At 69.7% G+C, this 23,242-nt stretch carries 22 protein-coding genes; 13 read left to right on the top strand and 9 right to left on the bottom strand.

What is annotated here, in order from left to right; all coding sequences use genetic code 11:
- Nucleotides 1-132 precede the first annotated feature (132 nt).
- A complete protein-coding gene (locus tag K0H49_RS09840; protein WP_219211596.1) occupies nucleotides 133-2,307 on the bottom strand; it encodes a malate synthase G in 2,175 nt (724 codons plus the stop codon).
- A gap of 130 nt (nucleotides 2,308-2,437) precedes the next feature.
- On the bottom strand, nucleotides 2,438-3,178 hold the full coding sequence (locus K0H49_RS09835) for an IclR family transcriptional regulator (RefSeq protein ID WP_219211594.1): 741 nt from the start codon (nucleotides 3,176-3,178) through the stop codon (nucleotides 2,438-2,440).
- Nucleotides 3,179-3,290: 112 nt separating this feature from the next.
- Between K0H49_RS09835 and K0H49_RS09830 the strand changes: the two genes are divergently transcribed.
- The 3 genes from K0H49_RS09830 to K0H49_RS09820 are packed head-to-tail and all read left to right on the top strand — an operon-like array spanning nucleotide 3,291 to nucleotide 6,412.
- Nucleotides 3,291-4,226, top strand: coding sequence for a hydroxymethylglutaryl-CoA lyase (locus K0H49_RS09830; protein WP_219211593.1), 936 nt, complete (start codon nucleotides 3,291-3,293; stop codon nucleotides 4,224-4,226).
- Nucleotides 4,219-5,409 (top strand): CaiB/BaiF CoA transferase family protein, encoded by a 1,191-nt coding sequence (locus K0H49_RS09825; RefSeq protein WP_219211591.1) that lies wholly within the window; start codon nucleotides 4,219-4,221, stop codon nucleotides 5,407-5,409. The genes K0H49_RS09830 and K0H49_RS09825 overlap by 8 nt, the downstream gene beginning before the upstream one ends.
- Before the next feature lie 4 nt (nucleotides 5,410-5,413).
- Nucleotides 5,414-6,412, top strand: a complete 999-nt coding sequence (locus K0H49_RS09820; RefSeq protein WP_219211590.1) for a Bug family tripartite tricarboxylate transporter substrate binding protein — start codon at nucleotides 5,414-5,416, stop codon at nucleotides 6,410-6,412.
- A gap of 12 nt (nucleotides 6,413-6,424) precedes the next feature.
- Here the strand turns inward: K0H49_RS09820 and K0H49_RS09815 are convergent, their stop codons facing one another.
- From K0H49_RS09815 to K0H49_RS09800, 4 genes are read right to left on the bottom strand one after another with little or no spacing between them, the layout of a single operon-like run.
- The gene (locus K0H49_RS09815) at nucleotides 6,425-7,834 is read right to left on the bottom strand and encodes an efflux transporter outer membrane subunit (RefSeq protein ID WP_219211588.1); all 1,410 of its coding nucleotides are present in this window, start codon (nucleotides 7,832-7,834) and stop codon (nucleotides 6,425-6,427) included.
- Complete coding sequence (locus tag K0H49_RS09810; RefSeq protein ID WP_219211587.1) at nucleotides 7,831-8,949, bottom strand: HlyD family secretion protein; 1,119 nt, start codon at nucleotides 8,947-8,949, stop codon at nucleotides 7,831-7,833. The genes K0H49_RS09815 and K0H49_RS09810 overlap by 4 nt, the downstream gene beginning before the upstream one ends.
- 10 nt (nucleotides 8,950-8,959) lie before the next feature.
- Nucleotides 8,960-10,597 carry an MFS transporter gene (locus K0H49_RS09805; protein WP_219211586.1) on the bottom strand — a complete coding sequence of 546 codons (1,638 nt, stop codon included), beginning with the start codon at nucleotides 10,595-10,597 and terminating at the stop codon, nucleotides 8,960-8,962.
- Entirely contained in the window at nucleotides 10,594-11,205 is a 612-nt protein-coding gene (locus K0H49_RS09800) for a TetR/AcrR family transcriptional regulator (protein WP_219211584.1), read from the bottom strand. Before K0H49_RS09800 ends, K0H49_RS09805 begins: the two co-directional genes overlap by 4 nt.
- Nucleotides 11,206-11,299: 94 nt before the next feature.
- Between K0H49_RS09800 and K0H49_RS09795 the strand changes: the two genes are divergently transcribed.
- Nucleotides 11,300-12,223 (top strand): LysR family transcriptional regulator, encoded by a 924-nt coding sequence (locus K0H49_RS09795; RefSeq protein WP_219211582.1) that lies wholly within the window; start codon nucleotides 11,300-11,302, stop codon nucleotides 12,221-12,223.
- Between the two features lie 61 nt (nucleotides 12,224-12,284).
- Complete coding sequence (locus tag K0H49_RS09790; protein WP_219211580.1) at nucleotides 12,285-12,737, top strand: DUF2214 family protein; 453 nt, start codon at nucleotides 12,285-12,287, stop codon at nucleotides 12,735-12,737.
- Between the two features lie 63 nt (nucleotides 12,738-12,800).
- On the opposite strand, the gene K0H49_RS09785 is transcribed toward K0H49_RS09790, so the two are convergent.
- Nucleotides 12,801-13,139 carry a hypothetical protein gene (locus tag K0H49_RS09785; protein WP_219211578.1) on the bottom strand — a complete coding sequence of 113 codons (339 nt, stop codon included), beginning with the start codon at nucleotides 13,137-13,139 and terminating at the stop codon, nucleotides 12,801-12,803.
- Nucleotides 13,140-13,271: 132 nt separating this feature from the next.
- On the opposite strand from K0H49_RS09785, the gene argS reads away from it, so the two are divergent.
- From argS to K0H49_RS09745, 8 genes are all read left to right on the top strand, one after another.
- Nucleotides 13,272-14,957, top strand: a complete 1,686-nt coding sequence (gene argS, locus K0H49_RS09780; RefSeq protein WP_219211576.1) for an arginine--tRNA ligase — start codon at nucleotides 13,272-13,274, stop codon at nucleotides 14,955-14,957.
- Nucleotides 14,958-14,970: 13 nt separating this feature from the next.
- Nucleotides 14,971-15,669: an SPOR domain-containing protein gene (locus K0H49_RS09775; RefSeq protein ID WP_219211574.1), complete on the top strand. Its 699-nt coding sequence runs from the start codon at nucleotides 14,971-14,973 to the stop codon at nucleotides 15,667-15,669.
- A gap of 108 nt (nucleotides 15,670-15,777) precedes the next feature.
- Nucleotides 15,778-16,428, top strand: a complete 651-nt coding sequence (locus K0H49_RS09770; protein WP_183024461.1) for a thiol:disulfide interchange protein DsbA/DsbL — start codon at nucleotides 15,778-15,780, stop codon at nucleotides 16,426-16,428.
- A gap of 117 nt (nucleotides 16,429-16,545) precedes the next feature.
- Nucleotides 16,546-17,250, top strand: a complete 705-nt coding sequence (gene lptA / locus K0H49_RS09765; protein ID WP_219211572.1) for a lipopolysaccharide transport periplasmic protein LptA — start codon at nucleotides 16,546-16,548, stop codon at nucleotides 17,248-17,250.
- 26 nt (nucleotides 17,251-17,276) lie between these two features.
- Nucleotides 17,277-18,065: an LPS export ABC transporter ATP-binding protein gene (gene lptB / locus K0H49_RS09760; protein ID WP_219213182.1), complete on the top strand. Its 789-nt coding sequence runs from the start codon at nucleotides 17,277-17,279 to the stop codon at nucleotides 18,063-18,065.
- A 19-nt stretch (nucleotides 18,066-18,084) separates the two neighbouring features.
- Nucleotides 18,085-19,671 carry an RNA polymerase factor sigma-54 gene (locus K0H49_RS09755; RefSeq protein ID WP_219211570.1) on the top strand — a complete coding sequence of 529 codons (1,587 nt, stop codon included), beginning with the start codon at nucleotides 18,085-18,087 and terminating at the stop codon, nucleotides 19,669-19,671.
- A gap of 67 nt (nucleotides 19,672-19,738) precedes the next feature.
- Nucleotides 19,739-20,971 carry a THUMP domain-containing class I SAM-dependent RNA methyltransferase gene (locus K0H49_RS09750; RefSeq protein WP_219211568.1) on the top strand — a complete coding sequence of 411 codons (1,233 nt, stop codon included), beginning with the start codon at nucleotides 19,739-19,741 and terminating at the stop codon, nucleotides 20,969-20,971.
- Nucleotides 20,972-21,116: 145 nt separating this feature from the next.
- Nucleotides 21,117-21,785, top strand: coding sequence for a LuxR C-terminal-related transcriptional regulator (locus tag K0H49_RS09745; RefSeq protein ID WP_219211566.1), 669 nt, complete (start codon nucleotides 21,117-21,119; stop codon nucleotides 21,783-21,785).
- Between the two features lie 55 nt (nucleotides 21,786-21,840).
- Here K0H49_RS09745 and K0H49_RS09740 read toward each other — a convergent pair whose 3' ends face one another.
- Nucleotides 21,841-22,245 carry a hypothetical protein gene (locus K0H49_RS09740; protein WP_219211564.1) on the bottom strand — a complete coding sequence of 135 codons (405 nt, stop codon included), beginning with the start codon at nucleotides 22,243-22,245 and terminating at the stop codon, nucleotides 21,841-21,843.
- Nucleotides 22,246-22,285: 40 nt separating this feature from the next.
- The gene (locus K0H49_RS09735; RefSeq protein ID WP_219211562.1) at nucleotides 22,286-23,233 is read right to left on the bottom strand and encodes a TIGR03571 family LLM class oxidoreductase; all 948 of its coding nucleotides are present in this window, start codon (nucleotides 23,231-23,233) and stop codon (nucleotides 22,286-22,288) included.
- Nucleotides 23,234-23,242: the final 9 nt, after the last annotated feature.

Below are 23,242 nucleotides of genomic sequence, written 5' to 3'. Positions count from 1 at the left end.
TAGGCGCAACGTGCCCACGCTTGTGGACATCGGGGCTGCGCGCTTGCGCGTGTGCGCTGTCGTGGCGCTTCGCGGACGCAAAAAAAACGGCACCCTAAGGTGCCGTTCGTGCTGCCGCGACGGGTCGCTGGGTCAGGCTTCGCCCTTGACCTTCAGCCGCCAGGCATGCAGCAGCGGCTCGGTGTAGCCGCTGGGCTGCTCGAGGCCCTTGAACACCAGGTCCTGCGCGGCCTGGTAGGCGGCCGAGGTCTTGAAGTGGCCGGCCATCGGCTGGTAGAGGCTGTCGCCCGCGTTCTGGCCGTCGACCACCGCGGCCATGCGTTCGAAGGTGGCGTTGACCTGCTCCTTCGTCACGACGCCGTGCAGCAGCCAGTTGGCGATGTGCTGGCTCGAGATGCGCAGCGTGGCGCGGTCTTCCATCAGGCCCACGTTGTGGATGTCGGGCACCTTCGAGCAGCCCACGCCCTGGTCGATCCAGCGCACCACGTAGCCCAGGATGCCCTGCACGTTGTTGTCGAGTTCCTGCTGCTTGTCGGCATCGCTCCAGACCGGCTTCGGCGCGACCGGGATCTGCAGCAGGTCGTTGAGGATGTTGTCGCGCTCGGCGTTGGCGTCGATCTTCTCGAGTTCCTTCTGCACCTCGGCCACGTTGACCTGGTGGTAGTGCAGCGCGTGCAGCGTGGCGGCCGTGGGCGAGGGCACCCAGGCGGTGTTGGCGCCGGCCTTGGGGTGGCCGATCTTCTGCTTGAGCATGTCGGCCATCAGGTCGGGCATGGCCCACATGCCCTTGCCGATCTGCGCCTTGCCGCGCAGGCCGCACGAGAGGCCGACCAGCACGTTGTTCTTCTCGTAGGCCGCGATCCACTTGGTGCCCTTGATGTCGCCCTTGCGCAGCATCGCGCCGGCGTGCATCGCGGTGTGCATCTCGTCGCCGGTGCGGTCGAGGAAGCCGGTGTTGATGAAGGCCACGCGCGCGGCGGCCTCGGCGATGCAGGCCTTGAGGTTGACGCTGGTGCGGCGCTCCTCGTCCATGATGCCGAGCTTCACGGTGTTGGCGGGCAGGCCGAGCAGTTGCTCGACGCGGCCGAACAGCTCGCTGGCGAAAGCCACTTCGGCCGGTCCGTGCATCTTCGGCTTCACGATGTAGACGCTGCCGGTGCGCGAGTTGCCCTTGCGCTTCAGGTCGATGGTGGCGATGGTGGTGGTCACCACGGCGTCGAGGATGCCTTCGGGGATCTCCTTGCCGTTGCCGTACAGGATGGCCGGGTTGGTCATCAGGTGGCCCACGTTGCGCAGGAACATCAGCGAGCGGCCGTGCAGCTTCAGCGGCTTTCCGTCGGCGCCGGTGTATTCGCGGTCGGGGTTCAGGCCGCGGGTGAAGGTCTTGCCGCCCTTGGCCACTTCCTCGGTCAGCGTGCCCTGCTGGATGCCCAGCCAGTTCGAATACGCCAGCACCTTGTCGGCCGCGTCGACCACCGCCACCGAATCCTCGAGGTCGAGGATGGTCGAGAGCGCGGCTTCGAGCACCAGGTCGCTCACGCCGGCGGCATCGGTCTTGCCGATGGCGGTGCTGCGGTCGATCTGCAGGTCGAGGTGGATGCCGTTGTGCTTGAACAGCACCGACGAAGGCGCGGCCGCGTCGCCCTGGTAGCCGACGAAGGCGGCCGGGTCCTTGAGTGCGGTGCTGCTGCTGTGCAGCGCGACGACCAGCTGGCCGTCCTTGACGCTGTAGCCGGTCGCGTCCTTGTGCGAGCCGTTGGCCAGCGGCACGGCCTGGTCGAGCACGTCACGCGCGAAGGCGATGACCTTGGCGCCGCGCACCGGGTTGTAGCCCTTGCCCTTTTCGGCGCCGTCGGTCTCGGGGATCGCGTCGGTGCCGTAGAGCGCGTCGTACAGCGAGCCCCAGCGTGCGTTGGCTGCGTTGAGCGCATAGCGCGCATTCAGGATCGGCACCACCAGCTGCGGGCCGGCCTGCAGCGCGAGTTCGGCATCGACGTTGGCGGTGGTGGCCGTCACGTCCTTCGGTTGCGGCAGCAGGTAGCCGATCTTCTCGAGGAAGGCGCGGTAGGCGGGCATGTCGGCGATCGGGCCCGGGTTGGCCTTGTGCCAGGTGTCGAGCGCGGTCTGCAGCCGGTCGCGCTCGGCCAGCAGCGCGATGTTCTTGGGCGCCAGGTCGGTCACGATGGCATCGAAGCCCTGCCAGAAGCGCGCGCTGTCCACGCCGGTGGCGGGCAACACCTTGTCTTCGATGAAGCGGTGGAGTTCGTTGGCGACCTGGAGGCCGTGGACGGTGGTGCGATCGGTCATGGGGCAAACCTCTGGAAAAGAAAGATGCGGGGCGCAGACGTGGCGCTGCGCTCTACCGCTACTTTATTGGATACGTGCCAAAGCATTAAGAAGTTCAAAAGGGATTGATTCGTGACAAAAATAGATGGAATCAAACGCCGCCGTCGAGTTTTGCCGCGGCGGCCCGCACGGGCGCGATGAAGGCGGCGTCGTAGCGGTGGGCCGGCATGGTCAGCGTGACGGCGCCGGCCAGCGTGCCGTCGGTGCGGAACACCGGGGCCGAGATGCCGCCCAGTTCGGCCGTGCGGTCCCCCACGGCCGCGCAGAAGCCCTGCGCCACGATCGCCTCGTAGAAGGCGCGCCCGGCCGCATCGGCCGGCCATTCGGCGCGCGGGCCGAAGGCGATCAGCACGCGCGCGCCCGCGCCGCGGTCGGCCGGCAGCAGGTCGCCCGCGCGCACGTGGTCGCGCACCATGTGCGGGGAATCGACGCGGTAGAGGCACAGGCGCATGCGCCGTTCGCTCTGGTCCTGGCGCACGTGGTAGGCCGCGCTCTCGCCGGTGGCCGCGACCAGGTCGCGCAGCACCGGCGGCACCACCTGATCGAGCGAGAACGAGGCCGCATAGAGGCTGTGCAGGCGCGCGAGCTCGGCGCCCAGCGCGTAGCGGCCGTCGTCCAGCCGGCGGATGAAGCGGGCGTGCTCGAGCGAGGCCAGCAGGCGCAGCACCGTGCTCTTGTAGAGCTGGGTGCGCTGGGCCAGTTGCGCCAGCGAGAGCGCGTCGTCGCCGGCCTGGAAGGCCGACAGCAGCGTGAGCGCGCGGTCGACGGCGGCGGCCCCACCCGGGGCGGCGTTGAGGTCCGAGACGGAATCGGTCTGGGCTTTGCGGGGCATGGCTTTTCCTTGACGCGAAGGAGGATCGTTGGTTTAATTCTGTTTGTCGGAATATAGTTCTGTTAGATAGAACTTTCAAGTCCCACATGAAGATTCCGTCAGGAGACAAGCCATGACATTTCCCGCCATCCTCTTGAGCGAGGTCGGCCCCCGCGACGGCCTTCAATCGGTGAAGGCCACCATGCCCACGGCGGACAAGCTCCGCTGGATCGATGCGCTCCATGCCGCCGGCGTGCGCGAGATCGAGGTCGCGTCCTTCGTGCCCGCGCACCTGCTGCCGCAGATGGCCGATGCGGCCGAGGTGGTGCGCCACGCGCGGACCCTGCCCGGCCTCACGGTGATGGCGCTGGTGCCCAACCGCCGCGGTGCCGAGGCCGCGCTCGCCGCGGGCGTCCACAAGCTCACGATGCCGGTCTCGGCCAGCGCCGCGCATTCGCTGGCCAACGTGCGCAAGACCCGCGAGCAGATGGTCGAGGAGGTGCGCGCCATCGCCGCGCTGCGCCGCGAGATCGCGCCGCAGGTGCGGCTCGAAGCCGGTATCTCGACCGCCTTCGGCTGCACGCTGCAAGGCGAGGTGCCGGAAGACGAGGTGATCCGGCTGGCCGCGCAGTGCGTGGCCGCGGGCGCGGACGAGTCCGGCCTGTCCGACACCGTGGGCTATGCCAACCCGGCCCAGGTGCGCCGGCTGTTCCGCCGGCTGCTCGCCGAACTGGGCGACAAGGCCGGCGCCGCCCACATGCACAACACGCGCGGTCTCGGACTGGCCAACTGCCTGGCGGCCTACGAGGAGGGCGTGCGCACCTTCGATGCCTCGCTGGGCGGCCTGGGCGGCTGCCCCTATGCGCCGGGCGCGTCCGGCAACGTGGTCACCGAAGACCTGGTCTTCATGTTCGAGGCCATGGGCGTGCGCACTGGCATCGACCTGCAGCGACTGATCGCGGCGCGCGCGCCGCTCAGGGCCGGCCTGCCCGGCGAGCCGGTGTACGGCATGACGCCCGAGGCGGGCCTGCCCAGGAATTTTGTTCAAGGAGGCATTGCGAATGTCTGAATCCCCGCTGCCGTACGCCGGCATCCGCGTCGTCGAGTTCACCCACATGGTCATGGGCCCGACCTGCGGCATGCTGCTGGCCGACCTCGGTGCCGAGGTCATCAAGGTCGAGCCCATCGAGGGCGACAACACGCGCCGCCTGCTGGGCTCGGGCGCGGGCTTCTTCCCCACCTTCAACCGCAACAAGAAGAGCATCGCGCTCGACCTCAAGCAGCCCGCGGGCGTGGAGGCCGCGCTGCGCCTGATCGCGACCGCCGACATCGTGAGCGAGAACTTCAAGCCCGGCACGATGAAGAAGCTGGGCCTGGACTACGAGACGCTCAAGCGGCTCGATCCGCGCCTGATCTACGTGAGCCACAAGGGCTTCCTGCCCGGCCCCTACGACCACCGCACCGCACTCGACGAGGTGGTGCAGATGATGGGTGGCCTGGCCTACATGACCGGCCGCTCGGGCGATCCGCTGCGCGCCGGCACCAGCGTGAACGACATCATGGGCGGCATGTTCGGCGCCATCGGCGCGATGGCCGCGCTGCGCCAGCGCGAGCTCACCGGCAAGGGGGCCGAAGTGCAGTCCGCGCTGTTCGAGAACAACGTGCTGCTGGTGGCCCAGCACATGATGCAGTTCGCCGCGACGGGCAAGGCGGCCGACCCGATGCCCAGCCGCATCTCCGCCTGGGCCGTCTACGACGTGTTCACGGTGAAGGACGGCGAGCAGATCTTCCTGGCGGCCGTGAGCGACAAGCAGTGGGCGATCTTCTGCAAGGCCTTCGGGCTGGCCGACCTGATGGCCGACCCGCGGCTGCAGTCGAACAACGACCGCGTGCTGGCGCGTGACTGGATGATGCCGATCCTGCGCTCGCGCCTCGCGGGCCACAGCGCCGCCGAGCTCAGCGCGGTGTTCGAGCAGAACGAACTGCCCTTCGCGCCCATCACGCGGCCGGAGGCGCTGTTCGACGACCCGCACCTCAACGCGACCGGCGGCCTCGCGCCGATCCGCATGAACGACGGCCACATGGCCAAGGTTCCGCTGCTGCCCTTCACGCTCGACGGCGAGCGCCCGGGCATCCGCCTGCAACCACCGACGCTGGGCGAGCACAGCCATGCGCTGCTGAAGGAAGTGGGCTACAGCGATGCGGAGATCGCGGCCCTCGAGACCCGCCACATCACGACGACCGGAGACTGACCCCATGACACGCACCCCAGGCATCCCCCGCCGCCTCCTGCTGAGCGCGCTTGCGCCGCTCGCCGCACTCGCCTGCCTGCCGGCGGCCGCGCAGGCCCCCTGGCCGGCCAAGCCGATCCGGCTGGTCGTGCCCTTTCCGGCCGGCGGCCCGACCGACATCGCCGCGCGCGTGATCGGCCAGGCGCTGGGCGAGGTGCTCAAGACGCCGGTGTTCGTCGAGAACAAGGGTGGCGCGCACGGCTTCATCGGCGCCGCCGACGCGGCCAAGAGTGCGCCCGACGGCTACACGCTGATGATGGCCAGCATCGGCACCATGGCCATCAATCCGCGGCTCTACAGCAAGCTGCCCTACGACGCCAACCAGGGCTTCGCGCCGGTCTCGCTGGTGCTGACGGTGCCGATCGTGGTGGTGGTCAATCCCAAGGTGCTGCCGGTGAAGACGGTGCCCGAACTGGTCGCCTACCTGAAGGCGAACCCGAACAAGGTCAACTTCGCCTCGGCCGGCAACGGCGGCTCCTCGCACCTGGTGCCCGAGTACTTCAAGTACCGCACCGGCACGGCCATGACGCACATCCCCTACAAGGGCTCGGGCCCGGCCGTGGCCGATCTGGTCTCGGGGCAGGTGCAGATCATGTTCGACACGCTGCTGACCAGCACGCCCTTCGTGAAGTCGGGCGCGCTGAAGATGCTGGCCGTGACCACGCCGCAGCGGCTGGCCGACTACCCCGAGGTGCCGACCATGGCCGAGGCGCTGGGCATGAAGGACTTCGACGCCTCTTCGTGGTACGCGATGTACGCGCCGGCAGGCACGCCCGCACCCGTCGTGCAGCGCCTCTCGGCCACCATCGACGCGGTGCTCAAGCAGCCGGCCGTGGCCCAGCGCCTGGCCGAACTCGGTGCCGTGCCGGTGGGAGGGCCGCCCGAGCGGCTCGCTGCCTTCCAGCGCGCCGAGCAGGACAAGTGGGGCAAGGTCATCCAGGCCGCCGACGTGCGGCCCGATTGAGACCGGGAGGGCTCAGCGCGCGTTGGCGGTCGTTGCCGCTGCGGCCTGCCAGCCACCACCCAGTGCGCGGTCCAGCGCAATGCGCGCGGCGAGCTGGTCGGCGCGCAGCTGCAGCGCCGTCTGCTGTGCACTGAACAGATTGCGTTGCGCATCGAGCTCGTCGAGGTGCGAGGCATAGCCTTCGCGGTAGCGGTTGGTCGCGACCCGCAGCGTCTCCTGCAGCGCCACACGTTGCGCTTCCACCTCGACCGCCTGGCGCGCCAGTTCGTCGATCGCGGCCAGCTGGTCTTCCACTTCGCCGAAGGCGGTGAGCACGGTCTTCTCGTAGGCGGCCAGTGCCTGGTCGCGCCGCGCGTCGGCTGCGCGCACTCCCGCGCGCAGCCTGCCGCCCTCGAACAATGGGGCCAGCACGCTGCCGCCCAGGCTCCAGAGCTTGAACGGATCGCCGGTGAGCGCGCTCGAGCTGATGCTGCCCAGCGTGGCCGACAGGCGGATCGAGGGCAGCAGCTGCGCGCGCGCCGCGGCGATCTGCGCATCGGTCGCGGCCAGCTGGGCCTCGGCGCTCGCGATGTCGGGGCGGCGGCGCAACAGTTCGGACGGCACGCCGATCGAGGGCAGGGCGGCCATGCGCAGCGCGGTCAGCGCCAGGCCGCGCACCACGGGGGCGGGCGCGTCGCCGGTCAGCAGGCGCAGCGCATGTTCCTGGCGGCGGATGGCCAGGTCGAGCTGCGGCACCACGGCGGCGGTCGCGCGGTACTCGGCTTCGCTCTGCTGCGTTTCCAATGCCGAGGTGTAGCCGCGCTGCTGGCGCGAGCGCGCGAGGTCCAGCGCCGATGCGCGCGCGGCCAGTGTCTGGCGCGCGACCTCGACACGGGCATCGAGCGCACGCAGGTTGACGTAGCCCGAGACCACGGTCGCGGCCACGCTCAGCGCGGCGCTGTCGCGCGCGGATTCGCTGGCCTGCAGCTGTGCGTCGGCGGCCTGGTCGAGTGCATCGATGCGACCCCACAGGTCGACTTCGTAGGCGGCCTGAAACTGCGGCTGCAGCACGGTCGACAGGTAGGGCTTGCCGGTGGCCGCGCTGATGCTGCGGCTGCGGTTGGCACCCACGCCGAAGTCCAGCGTGGGCAGCGCGGCGGCCTGCTGCACGTCGCTCAGCGCGCGCGCCTCGGCCACGCGCGCGGCGGCGCTGCGCAGGTCGGTGTTGCGCGCCAGCGCGCGTTCGACCAGGCCGTCGAGCACCGGGTCGCCGAGGTCGCGCCACCAGCCGGCCTGCACGGTGGCGGCCGTGGTCGACAGGGTCGAGGGCTGCCAGGCAGCGGGCACGTCGGCCGCGAGCGCATGCGAGGCCGGCACGCTGCCGCAGGCCTGCAGCAGGAGCGTCGCGCTCAGGGCCGCGGCGACGAGGGCGAGGCGTTTCACGGCGTGCTCCTCGGGGCGGCATCCTGCGCCGAACGCGTGTCCACGCTCACCACCACCGACATGCCCGGTCGCAGGCGCGCGCTCTGCGCCTGGTCGGGGTCGACCGCGATGCGCACCGACAGCCGTTGCGGGATCTTGGTGAAGTTGCCGGTCGCGTTGTCCTGCTTGATCACGCTGAACTCCGAGCCGGTGGCCGGCGACAGGCGCTCGACGCGGCCGGTCAGTGCCGCATCCGACAGTGCATCGACGCGGAAGTGCGCCACCTGGCCCGGCGCCATGCGCGCGGTCTGCGCTTCCTTGAAGTTCGCCACCACCCACACCTGCGACGGCACCACGGCCACCAGCTGCGTGCCCGGCGTGACGTACTGGCCCAGCTTCACGCCGACCTCGCCCACATGGCCGTCGCGCGGTGCGCGGATCTGCGTGTTGTCGAGGTCGATCTCGGCCAGCTTGACCGCGGCGCGCGCCGATTCGACCGCCGCTTCGACCGCGCTGCGGTTGACCACCACGGTCTGCAGGTCCTGCGTGGCGACCGCCTGGCCGGCCTGCGCCTGTGCCGCGCCGGCCTCGGCCTGCTTGAGCGTGGCCTCGGCCTGGTGCAGCGCGGCCTCGGTCTGGTCGCGTTCGCGCTGCGACAGCGAACCGTCCTGCGCCAGCGGCGTGGCGCGCCGCATGTCGGCCTGGGCGCGTGCGAGCTGCGCGCGGGCATTGGCCTGCTGGGCCTTGGCGCTGGCGATCTGCGCCTGCGTGTTGCCGATCGCGGCCTCGCGCGCGCGGCGCGCCTGCACGGTGTTGGCCAGGTTGGCCTCCTGCGCGGCCAGCGCGCTGCGCGCCTGCTCGAGCTTCTGGCGGTAGATGCGATCGTCCAGCTTCACCAGCACCTGGCCGGCCTGCACCGCCATGTAGTCCTGGATCAGCACCTCGGCCACATAGCCGTCAACCTTGGGCGCGACGATCGTCACCATGCCGCGCACATAGGCGTTCTCGGTGGTCTCGGTGCCGGTGCGGAAGGGCGGCAGCCGCCAGGCATAGAGCACCAGGCCCAGGCAGAGCAGGGTGGCGGCGAGCACGATCCAGGTGCTGCGCGAACGGAGGGTCTTGGAAGCGAAGGACATGATGAGGCGATCAGGAGGAGGCAGGAGCGAGCGGCGCGGCCGGGGCCGTGTTGCGGGCACGGTGCCAGCGGTGCGTCTTGACGCCCGCGAAGACGAGGAAACCCAGCGTGGAGACCAGCGCCACGGCGTGGAACAGGTCGTTGTAGGCCATGACGAAGGACTGCTGCGTGACCTGCTGGCCCAGCAGCGTGAGCGCCTGGTTGGCGCGCGCGGCACTGTCGTTGAGCGTCGAGGCATAGGCGCCGCCGAGCTGCGTGAGACGCTGCACCACCTGGGGGTCGGTCATCGTCAGGTGCTCGACCAGCTGGCCGTAGTGCAGCCGCTGGCGCTCGGCCAGCAAGGTCGACAGCCAGGCCTGGCCGACCAGGCCGGCCAGGGCCTGGCCGCCGCTGAACACGGCGATGAAGCTGATGAGGTTCTTCATCCCGCCCTCGATCACGTGCAGGAAGCCCTGCAGCATGGCCGAGGCCAGGAACATCGAACTGGCCGCGGCCAGCAGCGTCTGCGAGAGGTACAGGTCGTGCGGGCGCGTGAGCACGGTCGAGCGGCCGTCCATCACGGCCGCCACCATGATCAGCACCAGCGCGATGTCGCCCAGCACGCCGAAGCGCTTCGACGGAATTGCGAGCGCGGCTGCGAGGAAGCCGACCACCGTGCCCACCGTGACCCAGGTGAACAGCACGTGCATCTGGTCGTTGGTGAAGCCCAGCGTGTTCATCAGGCCGACCGCGCCCACGGTCTGTTCCGACAGCACGATGCGGAACAGCAGGATCGCGCCCATGAAGCGCAGCATGAAGGGCGTGCCCAGCCAGTGCAGGTCGATCAGCGGCTTCTCGCGCTGCAGCTCGATCGCCATGTAGAGCCCGAAGCACACCACCGAGCCGGCCAGGCACAGGCCCAGCCAGGGCGTGTCGCTCCACCAGTGCAGCCGGCCCTGGGTCAGCACCACGCACAGCAAGGCCAGCGACACCGCATAGAGCGTGAACACGATGCCGTCGCCCTTGGCGAACATCTGCTGCGTGGGCATCGGCTTGAGCCGCACCACGTTGATCGCGGCGAAGCACAGCATGGCCAGCCCCGCGTCGATGAAGTGCAGGCCGTGCCACTGGCCGATCTGCAGCAGGTCCTCGGAAATGATGCGTGACAGCGGCGCCCCGATCTGCAGCCCGGCGAAGCCGACCACCAGCGCCAGCACCGCCTTGGGGGCCGGGAAGGCCTGCACCATGTAGAGCACGGCCAGGCTGCTGATCGGCGCGGCCGCCAGGCCCAGCGCGGCGCGCACCAGGATGGCCGAGCCCAGGTGCTGCGCGAACAGGTGCGACACCGCCAGCACCAGATAGAGCGGGATCACGATGTCGACGAAGCGGCGCAGCCCGTACTGGTAGCGCACCTTGGTCAGCAGCAGCGAGGCCGTGATGTTGGTGGCGAAGTAGGCGGTGGTGAGCCAGCTGGCTTCGGTGGCCGTGGCACCGAGCGCCCCCTGGATGCCGCTCAGGTTCGAATTGACCAGGTTCACGCCCAGCCCCTGCGTGATCGCCAGCAGCAGCGACACCGCGCCGAAGGCCAGGCCTTCGCGCACGCTGTAGGGCGCGGCCTCCGGCACGGCCGGCGCGGGGGCCGCCACGGTGTCGATGGCCTGCTCGCTCATGGCGCCGTGTCCTTGCCTGGCGCACGGGTCAGCGGCAGCACCAGGCCGTCGATGAAGCGCGCGATCGAGGCGCGGCTGACCTTCTGGCCGCGCGTGTTGTAGCGGTACAGGATCATGGCCGGCACCAGGTCGAGCAGCATGTCCATGTCCTCCGGCGCCGCGATCTCGCCGCGTGCGACTGCGCGCTCGACCAGCGTGCGCACCTTGGCGCGGCGCGCCGTGAGCCGCTCGGGCGCGACCTTCTGGGTCCAGGCCATGTGCTGGCGCACGTTGCCCAGCATTTCCTGCATGGCGGCCTGCATCACGTGGTTGCCCAGGCCGTAGTAGTGCTCGTAGACCTTGGCCAGGTCGCCGCGCAGCGAACCGGTGTCGACCTCCACGTCGACCGGCGAATGCAGCGTGAGCGCATCGGCCAGCAGTTCGTCCTTGGACTTCCAGCGCCGGTAGAGCGAGGCCTTGCCCGCGCCCGCGCGCTGCGCCACCGCGTCCATGGTCACGGCATGGATGCCGGACTCGCCCAGGATCTCCATGGCGGCGCGCAGGATGCTCGCGTCGAGCGCGGCATCGCGCGGGCGGCCGGGGGTTGGGAGGGGCGTATCGGTGGTCATGAAAATTACGGAACGAAATGGTTTCGAAACTATATTGTATCGAAACATCGAATTTCGTGCTGGCGACCTGCCGTGCTCCCCATAATCGCCACCGATGGACCGCCTCACCCAACTCGAATCCTTCGTCTCGGTCGCGACCCGCGGCAGCCTCACCGCGGCCGCCAAGGCCGAGGGCGTGGCGCCGGCCATCATCGGCCGGCGCATCGACGCGCTGGAGGAGCGGCTGGGCGTCAAGCTGCTGCTGCGCACCACGCGGCGCCTTACGCTGACCCACGAGGGCAGCGCCTACCTCGAGGACTGCCAGCGCCTGCTGGCGGAGTTCGCCAATGCCGAGGCCAGCGTCAGCGCGGGTGGCGTCAAGGCCAGCGGCCACCTGCGGGTCACGGCGCCGGCGGGCTTCGGGCGCCGCCATGTCGCGCCGCTGGTGCCGCGCTTCCATGTGCTGCATCCGGAAGTGACGATTTCGCTCAACCTGAGCGACCGGGTGGTCGACGTCGCGGGCGAGAGCTTCGATTGCGCGGTGCGCGTGGGCGACCTGCCCGATTCCTCGCTGGTGAGCCTGCGCCTGGCCGACAACCGCCGGCGCTGCGTGGCCACGCCCGAATTCCTGCGCCGCCACGGCACACCGCGCCATCCGTCGGAGCTGGCGCGCTTCGCCTGCCTGACCTTGTCGAGCGATGCCTCGCAGACCCGCGGCTGGGCATTTCGCGTGGGCTCGGCCCAGGGCGAGGCCGAGATCGTCCACATGAAACCCACCGGCCCGCTCGACTGCTCCGACGGCCAGGTGCTGCACGACTGGTGCCTGGCCGGCCACGGCATCGCCTGGCGCAGCAGCTGGGAGATCGAGGCCGAGGTCGAGGCCGGGCTGCTGGTGCCGCTGCTCGACGACTACGCGGCGCCGCCCAACGGCATCTACGCGGTGTTTCCCCAGCGCAAGCACCTGGCGCTGCGGGTGCGGCTCTGGCTGGATTTCCTCAAGGCCGAGTACGGCCGACCGGAGTTCTGGTCGGCCGGATGACGAAACAAGACGGCACAATCGGCCGCACCGTACCACCCCCCGACGAAGAAGAGAGCCATCGATGACCCTCGAAGCCATCCTCGCCTACCTGCACCTGCTGGCCATCCTCACGATGGTCGTGTTCGTCTCCAGCGAAGCCGCGCTGTGCCGCGTGCAGTGGCTCAACGCGGCCGTGGTCGAGCGCCTGGCCACCGTGGACCGGGTCTACGGCATCGCGGCGGTCGCGGTACTGGCCACCGGCATCGCCCGCACGCTGCTGGGCGTCAAGGGCACGGCCTGGTACTGGACCAACCCGCTGCTGCACGTGAAGCTCACCTTGTTCATCGTGGTCGGCCTGGTCTCGATCTTCCCGACGCTGACCTACCTGCGCTGGCGCAAGACGCTGCGCGCGACCGGCGCGCTGCCGGCCGCCGCCGAGGTCACGAAGACCCGCCGGCTGGTGATGGTGCAGGCACACCTGATCGCGGTGATCCCGCTGTTCGCCGTCTTTTTGGCGCGCGGCTTCGGGAAGTAGGTGCCATGAAAAAGGCCCGCACACGGCGGGCCTCCTGTTCGCGGCTGCCCGCGCAGCGTGGCCTCAGCCCTTGGCGGCGTCCGCTTCGCACTTCTTGACGAAGCTGGTCTTCGCAGCGCCGGCCAGGGCCTTGCCGTTCTTGTCGATGGCCTTGGCGGCGCAGGCGGGTGCCGAGGCGGCCTTGCTGTCCTTTTCACACTTCTTCACGAAACTGTTCTTGGCGGCGCCGGACAGCGCCTTGCCATTCTTGTCGACCGCCTTGGCGTCGCAGGTGGCGCCGGCGGCGGCCGCGACAGCGGGCGCGGCCGCCGGTGCGGCGGTCTTGTCCTGTGCATAGGCGCCGAACGACAGGCAGGCGCCCAGGGCGATGGTGGAGGCGACCAGGGAAAGGAGCTTTTTCATGATGGGATACGTCCTTGCAAGGTTGGTTGTGACCGGTGCCCCACCCTGGGGCGAACCATCCTAACGGGCCACGGCAACGATTGGATGACGATCGTCAGCAGGGCTCGGGTTTGCCCCCGGTAAAATCCGGCGATGCTATTGGTCAAACAGGAGCTGCTCGCGGCGCTCGCGAACACGCTCGAATCCTTTTCCCCCGGTGCTGGTGCCAAGGCGATCTTCGAATCGCCCAAGGTGGCAGCGCACGGCGATTTCGCCAGCACGGCGGCGATGCAGCTCGCCAAACCCCTGGGGCGCAAGCCGCGCGAGCTCGCCGAGGAACTCAGCGCCGCGCTGCGCGCCACGCCGGCCTTCGGCCAGTGGGTCGACGCCGTCGAGATCGCCGGCCCGGGCTTCCTCAACATCCGGCTCAAGACCGCGGCCAAGCAGCAGATCGTGCGCGAGGTGCTCGCGGCCGGCGAGGCTTTCGGCCGGCAGCCCGCCACCGGCGACAAGGTGCTGGTCGAGTTCGTCTCGGCCAACCCGACCGGCCCGCTGCACGTCGGCCACGGCCGCCAGGCGGCGCTGGGCGATGCGATCTGCAGCCTGCTCTCGACGCAGGGCGCGGATGTCTACCGCGAGTTCTATTACAACGACGCCGGCGTGCAGATCCAGACCCTGGCCCACAGCACCCAGCTGCGGCTGCAGGGCTTCAAGCCGGGCGACGCCGAATGGCCGAGCGGCGAGAAGGCCGCGGCGTACAACGGCGACTACATCGCCGACATCGCCGAGGACTTCAAGGCGAAGAAGACCGTCAGCGCCGACGACCGCGCCTACACGGCCAGCGGCGACGTCGAGGACCTCGACTCGATCCGCCAGTTCGCGGTGGCCTACCTGCGCCGCGAGCAGGACCTGGACCTCAAGGCCTTCCAGGTGAAGTTCGACAACTACTACCTGGAGTCCAGCCTCTACACCAGCGGCCGCGTGGCCGCCACGGTGCAGAAGCTGATCGATGCCGGCAAGACCTACGAGCAGGACGGCGCGCTGTGGCTCAAGTCGACCGACTACGGCGACGACAAGGACCGCGTCATGCGCAAGCAGGACGGCACGTACACCTACTTCGTGCCCGACGTGGCCTATCACATCGCCAAGTGGGAGCGCGGCTTCCACAAGGTCGTGAACATCCAGGGCACCGACCACCACGGCACGATCGCGCGGGTGCGCGCGGGCCTGCAGGCGGCCGGCGTCGGCATCCCGGCCGGCTACCCCGACTACGTGCTCCACACCATGGTGCGCGTGGTCAAGGGCGGCGAGGAGGTCAAGATCAGCAAGCGCGCGGGCAGCTACGTCACGCTGCGCGACCTGATCGAATGGACCAGCACCGACGCCGTGCGCTTCTTCCTGCTCTCGCGCAAGCCCGACACCGAATACACCTTCGACATCGACCTCGCGGTGGCGAAGAACAACGACAACCCGGTCTACTACGTGCAGTACGCGCATGCGCGCATCTGCTCGGTACTGGCGGCCTGGGGGGGCGACGTGGCCGCGCTGCAGGGCGTCGACCTGTCGGCGCTCGAGAGCCCGGCGGCGCAGGCGCTGATGCTGCTGCTGGCCAAGTACCCGGCGATGCTGACGGCCGCGGCGGCCGATTTCGCGCCGCACGACGTGACCTTCTACCTGCGCGAGCTCGCGGCCAGTTACCACAGCTACTACGACGCCGAGCGCATCCTGGTCGACGACGAGGCGGTCAAGAAGGCGCGGCTGGCGCTCGTCGCCGCCACCGCGCAGGTGCTGCACAATGGCCTCGCAGTGCTCGGCGTCAGTGCGCCGCGCAAGATGTGAACCCCTTCCCAAAATGAAAACAAGACAACGCGGCAACACGGCCATCGGCCTGATCATCGGGATCGTGCTGGGACTCGGCGTGGCGCTCGGCATCGCGGTCTACGTGACCAAGGTGCCGATCCCGTTCATGACCAAGACCCAGCGCGGCGGTGCCGAGCAGGACGAGGCCGAGGCGCGCAAGAACCGCGACTGGAACCCGAACGCGCCGCTTTCGGGCAAGCCGTCGGCACGTCCGGCCACGCCGCCCGAGACCTCGCAGCCGGCCTCGGCCGGTCCGCTCAATCCTCCGTCCACCGGCCCGGTGCCGGTGGTGGTGCCGCCCGATGCCTCCGGCACCGCGCAGTCGGGCAAGCCGCGCACGGTGGCGCCGGCCGAAGTCGCCAAGCCGTCGACCTCGGCCGATCCGCTGGGCGACCTGGCGCGCGCGCGTGCCGGTGCCGTCGGCCCGGTCGGCACCGTCGGCGACGGACCCGACCCCTTCGTCTACTTCGTGCAGGCCGGCGCCTTCCGCACCACCGAGGACGCCGAAGCCCAGCGCGCCAAGCTCTCGCTGATGGGCGTGGAGGCCCGGATCACCGAGCGTGAACAGGCCGGCCGCACGGTATTCCGTGTGCGCGCCGGGCCTTTCAACAAGAAGGATGATGCCGACCGGCTCAAGTCGCGCCTCGACGGTGGCGGCTTCGAATCCAATCTCGTGCGCGTTCAACGATAGGCGCAGGGCCTCGGCCCGATGCGATGTCGCGCGTCCCTCGATTTCTTCGGTGCGGGAACTCCGCACCGGTCTCGCGGCTCAGTCAGCCGCACTGGAGAACCTTTGATGATGAAACGCCGTGACTTTTCGCTGACCGCCGCCTCGGTGGCGCTGCTTCCCTTCGCCGCCACCGGCGTGCAGGCCCAGGGCCGCGCACCCAAGGCCGGCACCGACTACATCGTGCTGGGCAAGCGGGCACCGGTCGACACGCCCGCGGGCAAGGTCGAGGTGGTCGAGTTCTTCTCGTACAACTGCCCGCATTGCGCCGCCTTCGAGCCGCGCCTGGAGACCTGGGTCAAGCAGCTGCCGGCCGACGTGGTGTTCCGCCGCATCCCCGTGCCCTTCGTGGGCAACGACACCGAACCCAAGCAGCGCCTCTACTACGCGCTCGAGGCCATGGGCAAGGTCGACGAGTTCCAGATGAAGCTGTTCCAGGCCATCCACCAGCAGCGCCAGCCGCTGTTCGGCGATGCCGCGATCGTGGCCTGGTTCGAGAAGCAGCCCGGCTTCGACGCCAAGAAATTCGCCGACCTGTACAAGTCCTTCTCGGTGGCCGGCAAGGCCAAGCGCGCGACCCAGCTCACGGCCGACTACCAGGTCGCGGGCGTGCCCGCACTGGGCGTGGCGGGCCGCTGGTACATCGACGGCGACACCGCCGGCTCGCTGGACCGTGCGCTCGAAGTCACCAACGCGCTGATCGCCGAAGCGCGCAAGTCGTAAAGCGCCGAGGCCTGTGCGGCTCCTCCCGGAACCAGCCCGCTTCGGCGGGCTTTTTCGTCTGCGCAACCGATGCGGCGCCCATGCCGCATACAATGATCGAGCAAGTTTCGTGCCTCTATGACCTCGCGCTCCACCTCCCCACTCCTCTCCCTCCTGCGCGCCGGCGCTGCCGTGCTGATGCTGGCCTGCGCCGCGTTTCCGGCCCTGGCCGAGAAGGCCGATCGGACCAAGCCCATGAACATCGAGGCCGATGCCATGCGCTACGACGACCTCCAGCAGACCAGCGTGTTCACCGGCAACGTGGTGGTGACCAAGGGCACCATCCTGATCCGCGGCGCGCGCATCGACGTGCGCCAGGACCCCGAGGGCTACCAGTACGGCGTGGTCACGGCGGCGCCGGGCAAGCTGGCCTACTACAAGCAGAAGCGCGACACGGCCGACGACGAGTGGACCGAAGGCGAGGGCGAGGTCATCGAATACGACAGCCGCGCCGACAACGTGAAGTTCATCCGGCGCGCGGTGATGCGCCGGCTGATCGGCGCCACGCCCAATGACGAGAGCAGCGGCGAACTGATCGTCTACGACCAGGGCAAGGACACCTTCACCGTCAACGGCGCGAGCGCCGCGCCGGGCGCCAGCGTGACCGCGGGCGCACCGGGCAGCCGGGTCCGGACCATCCTCACGCCCCGGGCGGCAGCGTCCGGGGCCGCCAGATCGTCGGCCACACCGGCATCGCCAGCAACCGCGCCCGCCACCCCGACGCCCGCGCCGGGCCGTGGCCTGCGCCCGAGCACCACGCTCGATGCGGAACCCCGCCCGTGACGGACGGCAGCGTGAACACCGGGCGGATGTCGGTCGACGGGACCGGCGTGGCGGATCCGTCGGTCAGCCGGCTGCAGGTGCGCGGCCTGCAGAAGCGCTATGGCAGCCGCCAGGTCGTCAAGGACGTGTCGCTCGACGTGCAGAAGGGCGAAGTGGTGGGCCTGCTGGGCCCCAACGGCGCCGGCAAGACCACCTCGTTCTACATGATCGTCGGGCTGGTGCGCGCCGATGCGGGAGAGATCAGCATCGACGGCGAACCGATCGCCCACATGCCGATCCACCGCCGCGCGCGCATGGGCCTGTCCTACCTGCCGCAGGAAGCCTCGATCTTCCGCAAGCTCACGGTGCAGGAGAACGTGCGGGCCGTGCTCGAACTGCAGCGCGAACCCGACGCCAGGGGCAAGCTGGCGCCGCTGTCGAACGCGCGTGTCGAGCAGCGGCTCAATGAGCTGCTGGCGGAGCTGCGGGTCGACCATCTGCGCGATTCGCCCGCGCTGGCGCTGTCGGGCGGCGAGCGTCGCCGTGTCGAGATCGCCCGCGCGCTGGCCACGCAACCGCGCTTCATCCTGCTCGACGAGCCCTTCGCCGGCATCGACCCGATCGCCGTGATCGAGATCCAGCGCATCGTGAGCTTCCTCAAGGGCCGCGGCATCGGCGTGCTCATCACCGATCACAACGTGCGCGAGACCCTGGGCATCTGCGATCACGCGTTCATCATCAGCGACGGGCATGTGCTGGCACAAGGCACGCCTTCGGAGATCGTCGACAACGCCGAGGTACGCCGCGTGTACCTGGGCGAGCACTTCCGGATGTAGGGGAGGCACCGGACCCCCCATGAAGCAGGGCCTTTCGCTGCGTGTCTCGCAGCATCTCGCGCTCACGCCCCAACTCCAGCAGTCGATCCGGCTGCTGCAGCTGTCCACGCTCGAGCTGAGCCAGGAAGTCGAGCAGATGCTCGACGAGAACCCCTTCCTGGAACGCACGGCCGAAGAGGCCGCGCGCGAGGAGTTCGGCGTCGATGCCGCCGATGCACCGCCGCCGCGCGATGACGAGTTCACGCCCGGCCCGTCGGCCACGAGCAGCACCGACAGCGCGAGCAGCGCGAGCAGCGCGGCCGCCGAGGCCGACACGCCGGCCGTCGATGCGCCCGAGGCCGCGCCCGACTGGGAGGGCGACGGCACCGTCGAGATGGCGCCCGACGACAGCGAGTGGGGCGGCGACGCGCCGGCCAGCAGCAACAACCTCGGCCCCAACGACGGCAGCGAACGCGCCGATGCGACCGAGCTCGCGCGCAGCCAGGAGTCGCTGCAGTCCTTCCTGCACCGCCAGGCGCTGAGCCTGCGCCTCAACGAGAGCGACCGCGCCGCGCTGCGCTTCCTGATCGAGTCGCTCAACGACGACGGCTACCTCGAGGATTCGCTGCCTGCGCTGGCTTCCGGCCTGGCGGGCGAGGACAACGACGAATTCGACGGCCTGGTGCACCACTTCCAGGTGGCGCTCGGCCTGCTGCAGAGCCTGGAGCCGGTCGGCGTCGGCGCGCGCGACCTGGGCGAATGCCTGGCGATCCAGCTGCGCGCGCTGGCCGTGCCCAACGAGCCCGAAGAGAACACGCAGGTGCGCAAGACCGCGATCGCGATCTGCAAGCAGCCGATGGAGCTGCTGGCACGGCGCGACTTCAAGCGCCTGGCCACGCTGACGCGCAGCAACGAGGAAGAAGTGCGCAGCGCGCTGCAGCTGATCGCCACGCTGGAGCCCAAGCCGGGCCGGCGCTTCGTCGACGTCGAGCGCAACATCGTGGTGCCCGACGTCATCGTGACGCGCACCGGGCAGGGCACGAACGTCAAGTTCCGCGTGATGCTCAACCCCGACGTGATGCCGCGCCTGCGCGTGCACGACATCTACGCTGGCGCGCTCAAGTCGCACAAGGGCGAGGGCAGCCAGGCCTTGTCGCAGCGGCTGCAGGAGGCGCGCTGGTTCATCAAGAACATCCAGCAGCGCTTCGACACCATCCTGCGCGTGAGCAGCGCCATCGTCGAGCGGCAGAAGAGCTACTTCGTGCACGGCGAACTGGCCATGCGCCCGCTGGTGCTGCGCGAGATCGCCGACGAACTGGGCCTGCACGAATCGACCATCAGCCGCGTGACCACCGCCAAGTACATGGCGACGCCCTACGGCACGGTCGAGCTCAAGTACTTCTTCGGCTCGGCGCTGGGCACCGAGGCCGGCGGCAACGCCTCGAGCACCGCGGTGCGGGCGCTGATCAAGCAGTTCGTGAGCTCGGAGAGCATCAAGAAGCCGCTCTCGGACAGCCAGATTTCCGAGATGCTCAAGGAGCAGGGCATCGAATGCGCACGCCGCACCGTGGCCAAGTACCGCGAGGCGCTGCGCATCGCGCCGGCCAGCCTGCGCAAGGCGCTCTGAGCCCGAAGCGGCACGCGCCGCGCCAGCGGCGACAATCGGCAGGCCTCCTTCCGTCTGCCCGAACCCCATGAACCAGCTCCAACTCTTCCTGCCTTGCGCCGCCGGCGTCGAGGACTTTCTTGCCCAGGAGGTGCACGGCCTGACCGGCCTTGCGGGCGACGACCTGATGGCCTCGCGCGGCGGGGTGTTCGTGCGCGGCTCGTGGCGCGATGCCATGAAGCTCAACCTCTACAGCCGGCTCGCGCAGCGCGTGCTGATCGAACTCGCGCACGCGCCCTACCGCAGCGAGAACGATCTCTACGCCATCGCCAGCGGCGTGGCCTGGGAGATCTGGTTCACGCCCCAGCAGACCTTCAAGATCGAGACCACGGCCCAGCACAGCCCGCTGACCAGCCTGAACTTCGCCACGCTGCGCATCAAGGACGCGATCGCCGATCGCTTCCGCGCCAAGGCGCACGGCGTGCGCCCCAGCATCGAGACCCAGCGGCCCGACGTGCGCGTGTTCGCGCACCTGACCACCGACAGCTGCACGCTCTACATCGACACCTCGGGCGAGCCGCTGTTCAAGCGCGGCTGGCGCCAGGACACGGGCGATGCGCCGCTCAAGGAGACGCTGGCCGCGGCCATGCTGGCCGCCAGCGGCTGGTGGAACCCGGAAACCGGCGCGGTGTCGGCCGCGCCGCTGTACGACCCCTGCTGCGGCAGCGGCACCATCGCCATCGAGGCGGCGCAGATCGGCCTGGGCATCCCGGCCGGCGCGCTGCGGCGCTTCGGCTTCGAGAAGCTGCTGCCCTTCCAGCCGCACGTCTGGGAATCGATCCAGAACGAGGCCGCCGACCAGCCCGCGACCGTCTCGCCGCCGATCTTCGGCAGCGACGTGTCGCACCGCATGGTCGACTTCGCCGAGCGCAATGCCGAACGTGCGGGCGTGGCCGAGGCGATCCAGTTCCGCGGCGGCGATGCCTTGCAGCGCATGCCGCCCGAAGGCGCACCGCAGGGTGGCGTGATCGTGCTGAACCCGCCCTACGGCGAGCGCATCGAGGTCGGTGGCGTGGCCCGCATCGGGGCACGCGAGCAGGCCGCCACCGAGGACGGTGGCGAGTTCTTCAGCCAGTTGGCGAGCCACTGGAAGAAGAACTACGCGGGCTGGACTGCCTGGATGCTCACGCCCGACCTGCAGCTGCCCAAGCGCATGCGGCTGAAGGAATCGCGCCGCGTGCCGATGTGGAATGGACCCATCGAATGCCGGCTGTTCCGCTTCGACATGGTGGCCGGCTCGGCCCGCGCGCCGCGCCCCTGAGCCCCGGCGACGCCGTCCGGGGTGGGGGCGAGGCCCTGCCTTAGCGCTTGGGGACTATGCCGTTCGGGATAGATCCGGCTTGTGGTGCGTGGCAATCGACGTTATCTTTGGTTTTCAAGAGTTACCTTGAGCCAGGGGTTGTGCCATGAAAATGCTGATCGCCGACGATCACTGGCTCGTCATCGAGGCGGTCAAGTCGAAGCTGTCGGAAATCGAGCCCGGCATCGTTTTCGTCCAGGCCTTGAGCGTGGATGAACTGCTGGCCGTGGTGTCGGACGACATCGACCTCGCCGTGATCGATCTCCACATGCCCGGCGCGCAGGGCCAGTCGCACATCGACGAGCTGCGCCGCCGGCATCCCGCCTTGCCGCTGATCGTGCTGTCGGGCACCGAGGATCCCAGCGTGATGCGCAGCGCGCTCGAGTGCGGCGTGCGGGGCTTCATTCCCAAGGCCTATCCGCCGCAGGTCATGATCTCCGCGGTGCGGCTGGTGCTCGCCGGCGGCGTGTACGTGCCGCCGATGATGCTGTCGGCGGTGCCGCCCGGCGTGGTGGCCGGCATGCCCGGTGCGACGGCCGCCGCCGCGGGGCGCGGCCGGAGTTCCGAGCAGACGCTGGACCTGCTGCGCAACGTGCTGACCGACCGCCAGGTCGAGGTGCTGCAGCTGCTGTCGCAGGGCAAGCCCAACAAGCTGATCGGCCGCAGCCTGGGCATCAGCGAGGGCACGGTGAAGATCCATCTCGCGGCGATCTTCCGCGCGCTCAACGTGCGCAACCGCACCGAGGCGGTGCTGGCGGCGCAGACGCTGGTGTAGGGCCGGTCTCGCGACCTTCGGCAACCCGGTGATCGGGCCCGGTCGGCCCCGGCGCCTAGGAAGCGTCGAGTGCGGCGTCGACCACCAGCGCCGGCGTCACCCGGCGAATGCGCTCTTCCTCGTAGTAGCCGCCATGCTCGGCGTAGCGCAGGAACACCGAGCGGCAGTCCCGGCAGCGCCATACCGTGCAGCGGTTGTACGGGAAGAACTTCGGCGCGATGGGCGCGTCGGCCGACCAGTAGCGCGTCGGGCCCGGGTGGTATTCGGCCAGCGTGGCCTCCATCGGATCGCTCGCGTAGAGCGCGCCCACTTCCTCCAGCCGGTCGCGATCGAAGCTCGAAGGCACGGCCTCCCAGCCGAGGCTGGGCAGCGTGGCGCAGGCGGGGCACGGGGCCGCATCGGCCTGCAGGGCCAGCGACGTCAGCCACGCGGCCTGGGAGGAGGGGAGCTCTGCGTTCATTTCAATCTCTTGCGCGCGACGGATGCGCCGATCGTAGCGGTCATTCGACCGGGTTCAAATGGAAGGCCGGCAGCACGAACTCGGCGATCTCTTCCATCGTCTCGTCCAGCGGCCGGCGGTTGCGCCGCAGGTGCAGGCCCACATGCTGCACGCCGGCCGCATGGAGATCGCCCAGCTCGCGCAGCAGCGCGTGGCGCCCCATGCGGCCGCCGAAGGCATAGCGCTCCAGCGGCGCATCCGCATCGTCGGACAGGTCCAGGTGGATGAAGCTCGCATAGGGCTTGCCCTCGCCGGCCACCGCGCGCCATTGAGCCGAGCGCCGCGCATGGTCCTCGGGCGTGCCGGGGTAGGCGAGGCAGCCGTCCATGTGGGTGCCGATCCAGTCGGGCGTCTGCTGCGCGAGGCCTGCCACCAGCAGCGGCAGGGGGTGCGCCGTGCGCGGCAGCAGCGCGATGCCCTCGGGCAGGCTCGCCGCACCGCCGTCGCGCAGCATCGCCACCTGGGCGCGGAAGCGTTCGCCGCGCGTGGCGAAGTCGCGCCCGAAGATCGGGTACTCCACCGGCCGGTCGCCGCTCGCGATGCCGAGCAGCAGGCGTCCGGCGCTGAGCCGGTCGACCGTGGCGGCCGACTTCAGCGTCAGCACCGGCTCGCGCAGGGGCAGCACGACCGCCGCGGTGCCCAGCAGGATGCGCTCGGTCACGCCCGCGAGGTAGCCCAGGTAGCTGAACACCTCGAACACCTGCGCAGCATCGCCGAAGGCCGGGTCGTACAGCGGCACGTCGCGCGCCCAGAGGGCGCGAAAGCCCAGCCGGTCGGCCAGCTTCACGAGGCGCGTGTGGTGCGCCAGGTCGGGCACGCCGAAGGGCCGGCCCGCGATGCGCCGGGCGGTGTCGCCCTTGGGCGACCAGTCGTTGTCCAGCGGCAGCTCGAGCCCGATGCTGGGGCCTTCGCTGCGGTGGGCGATCAGGGCCGCGAGGGCGGGGGGCATGGCAGGGAT

Origin of the sequence: Variovorax boronicumulans (assembly GCF_019352895.1) — a bacterium.
In the GTDB taxonomy this organism is placed as follows: domain Bacteria; phylum Pseudomonadota; class Gammaproteobacteria; order Burkholderiales; family Burkholderiaceae_C; genus Variovorax; species Variovorax boronicumulans_A.
The sequence above is the reverse complement of the archived record's forward strand: the minus strand, read 5'-3'. Positions and strand labels throughout refer to the sequence as shown.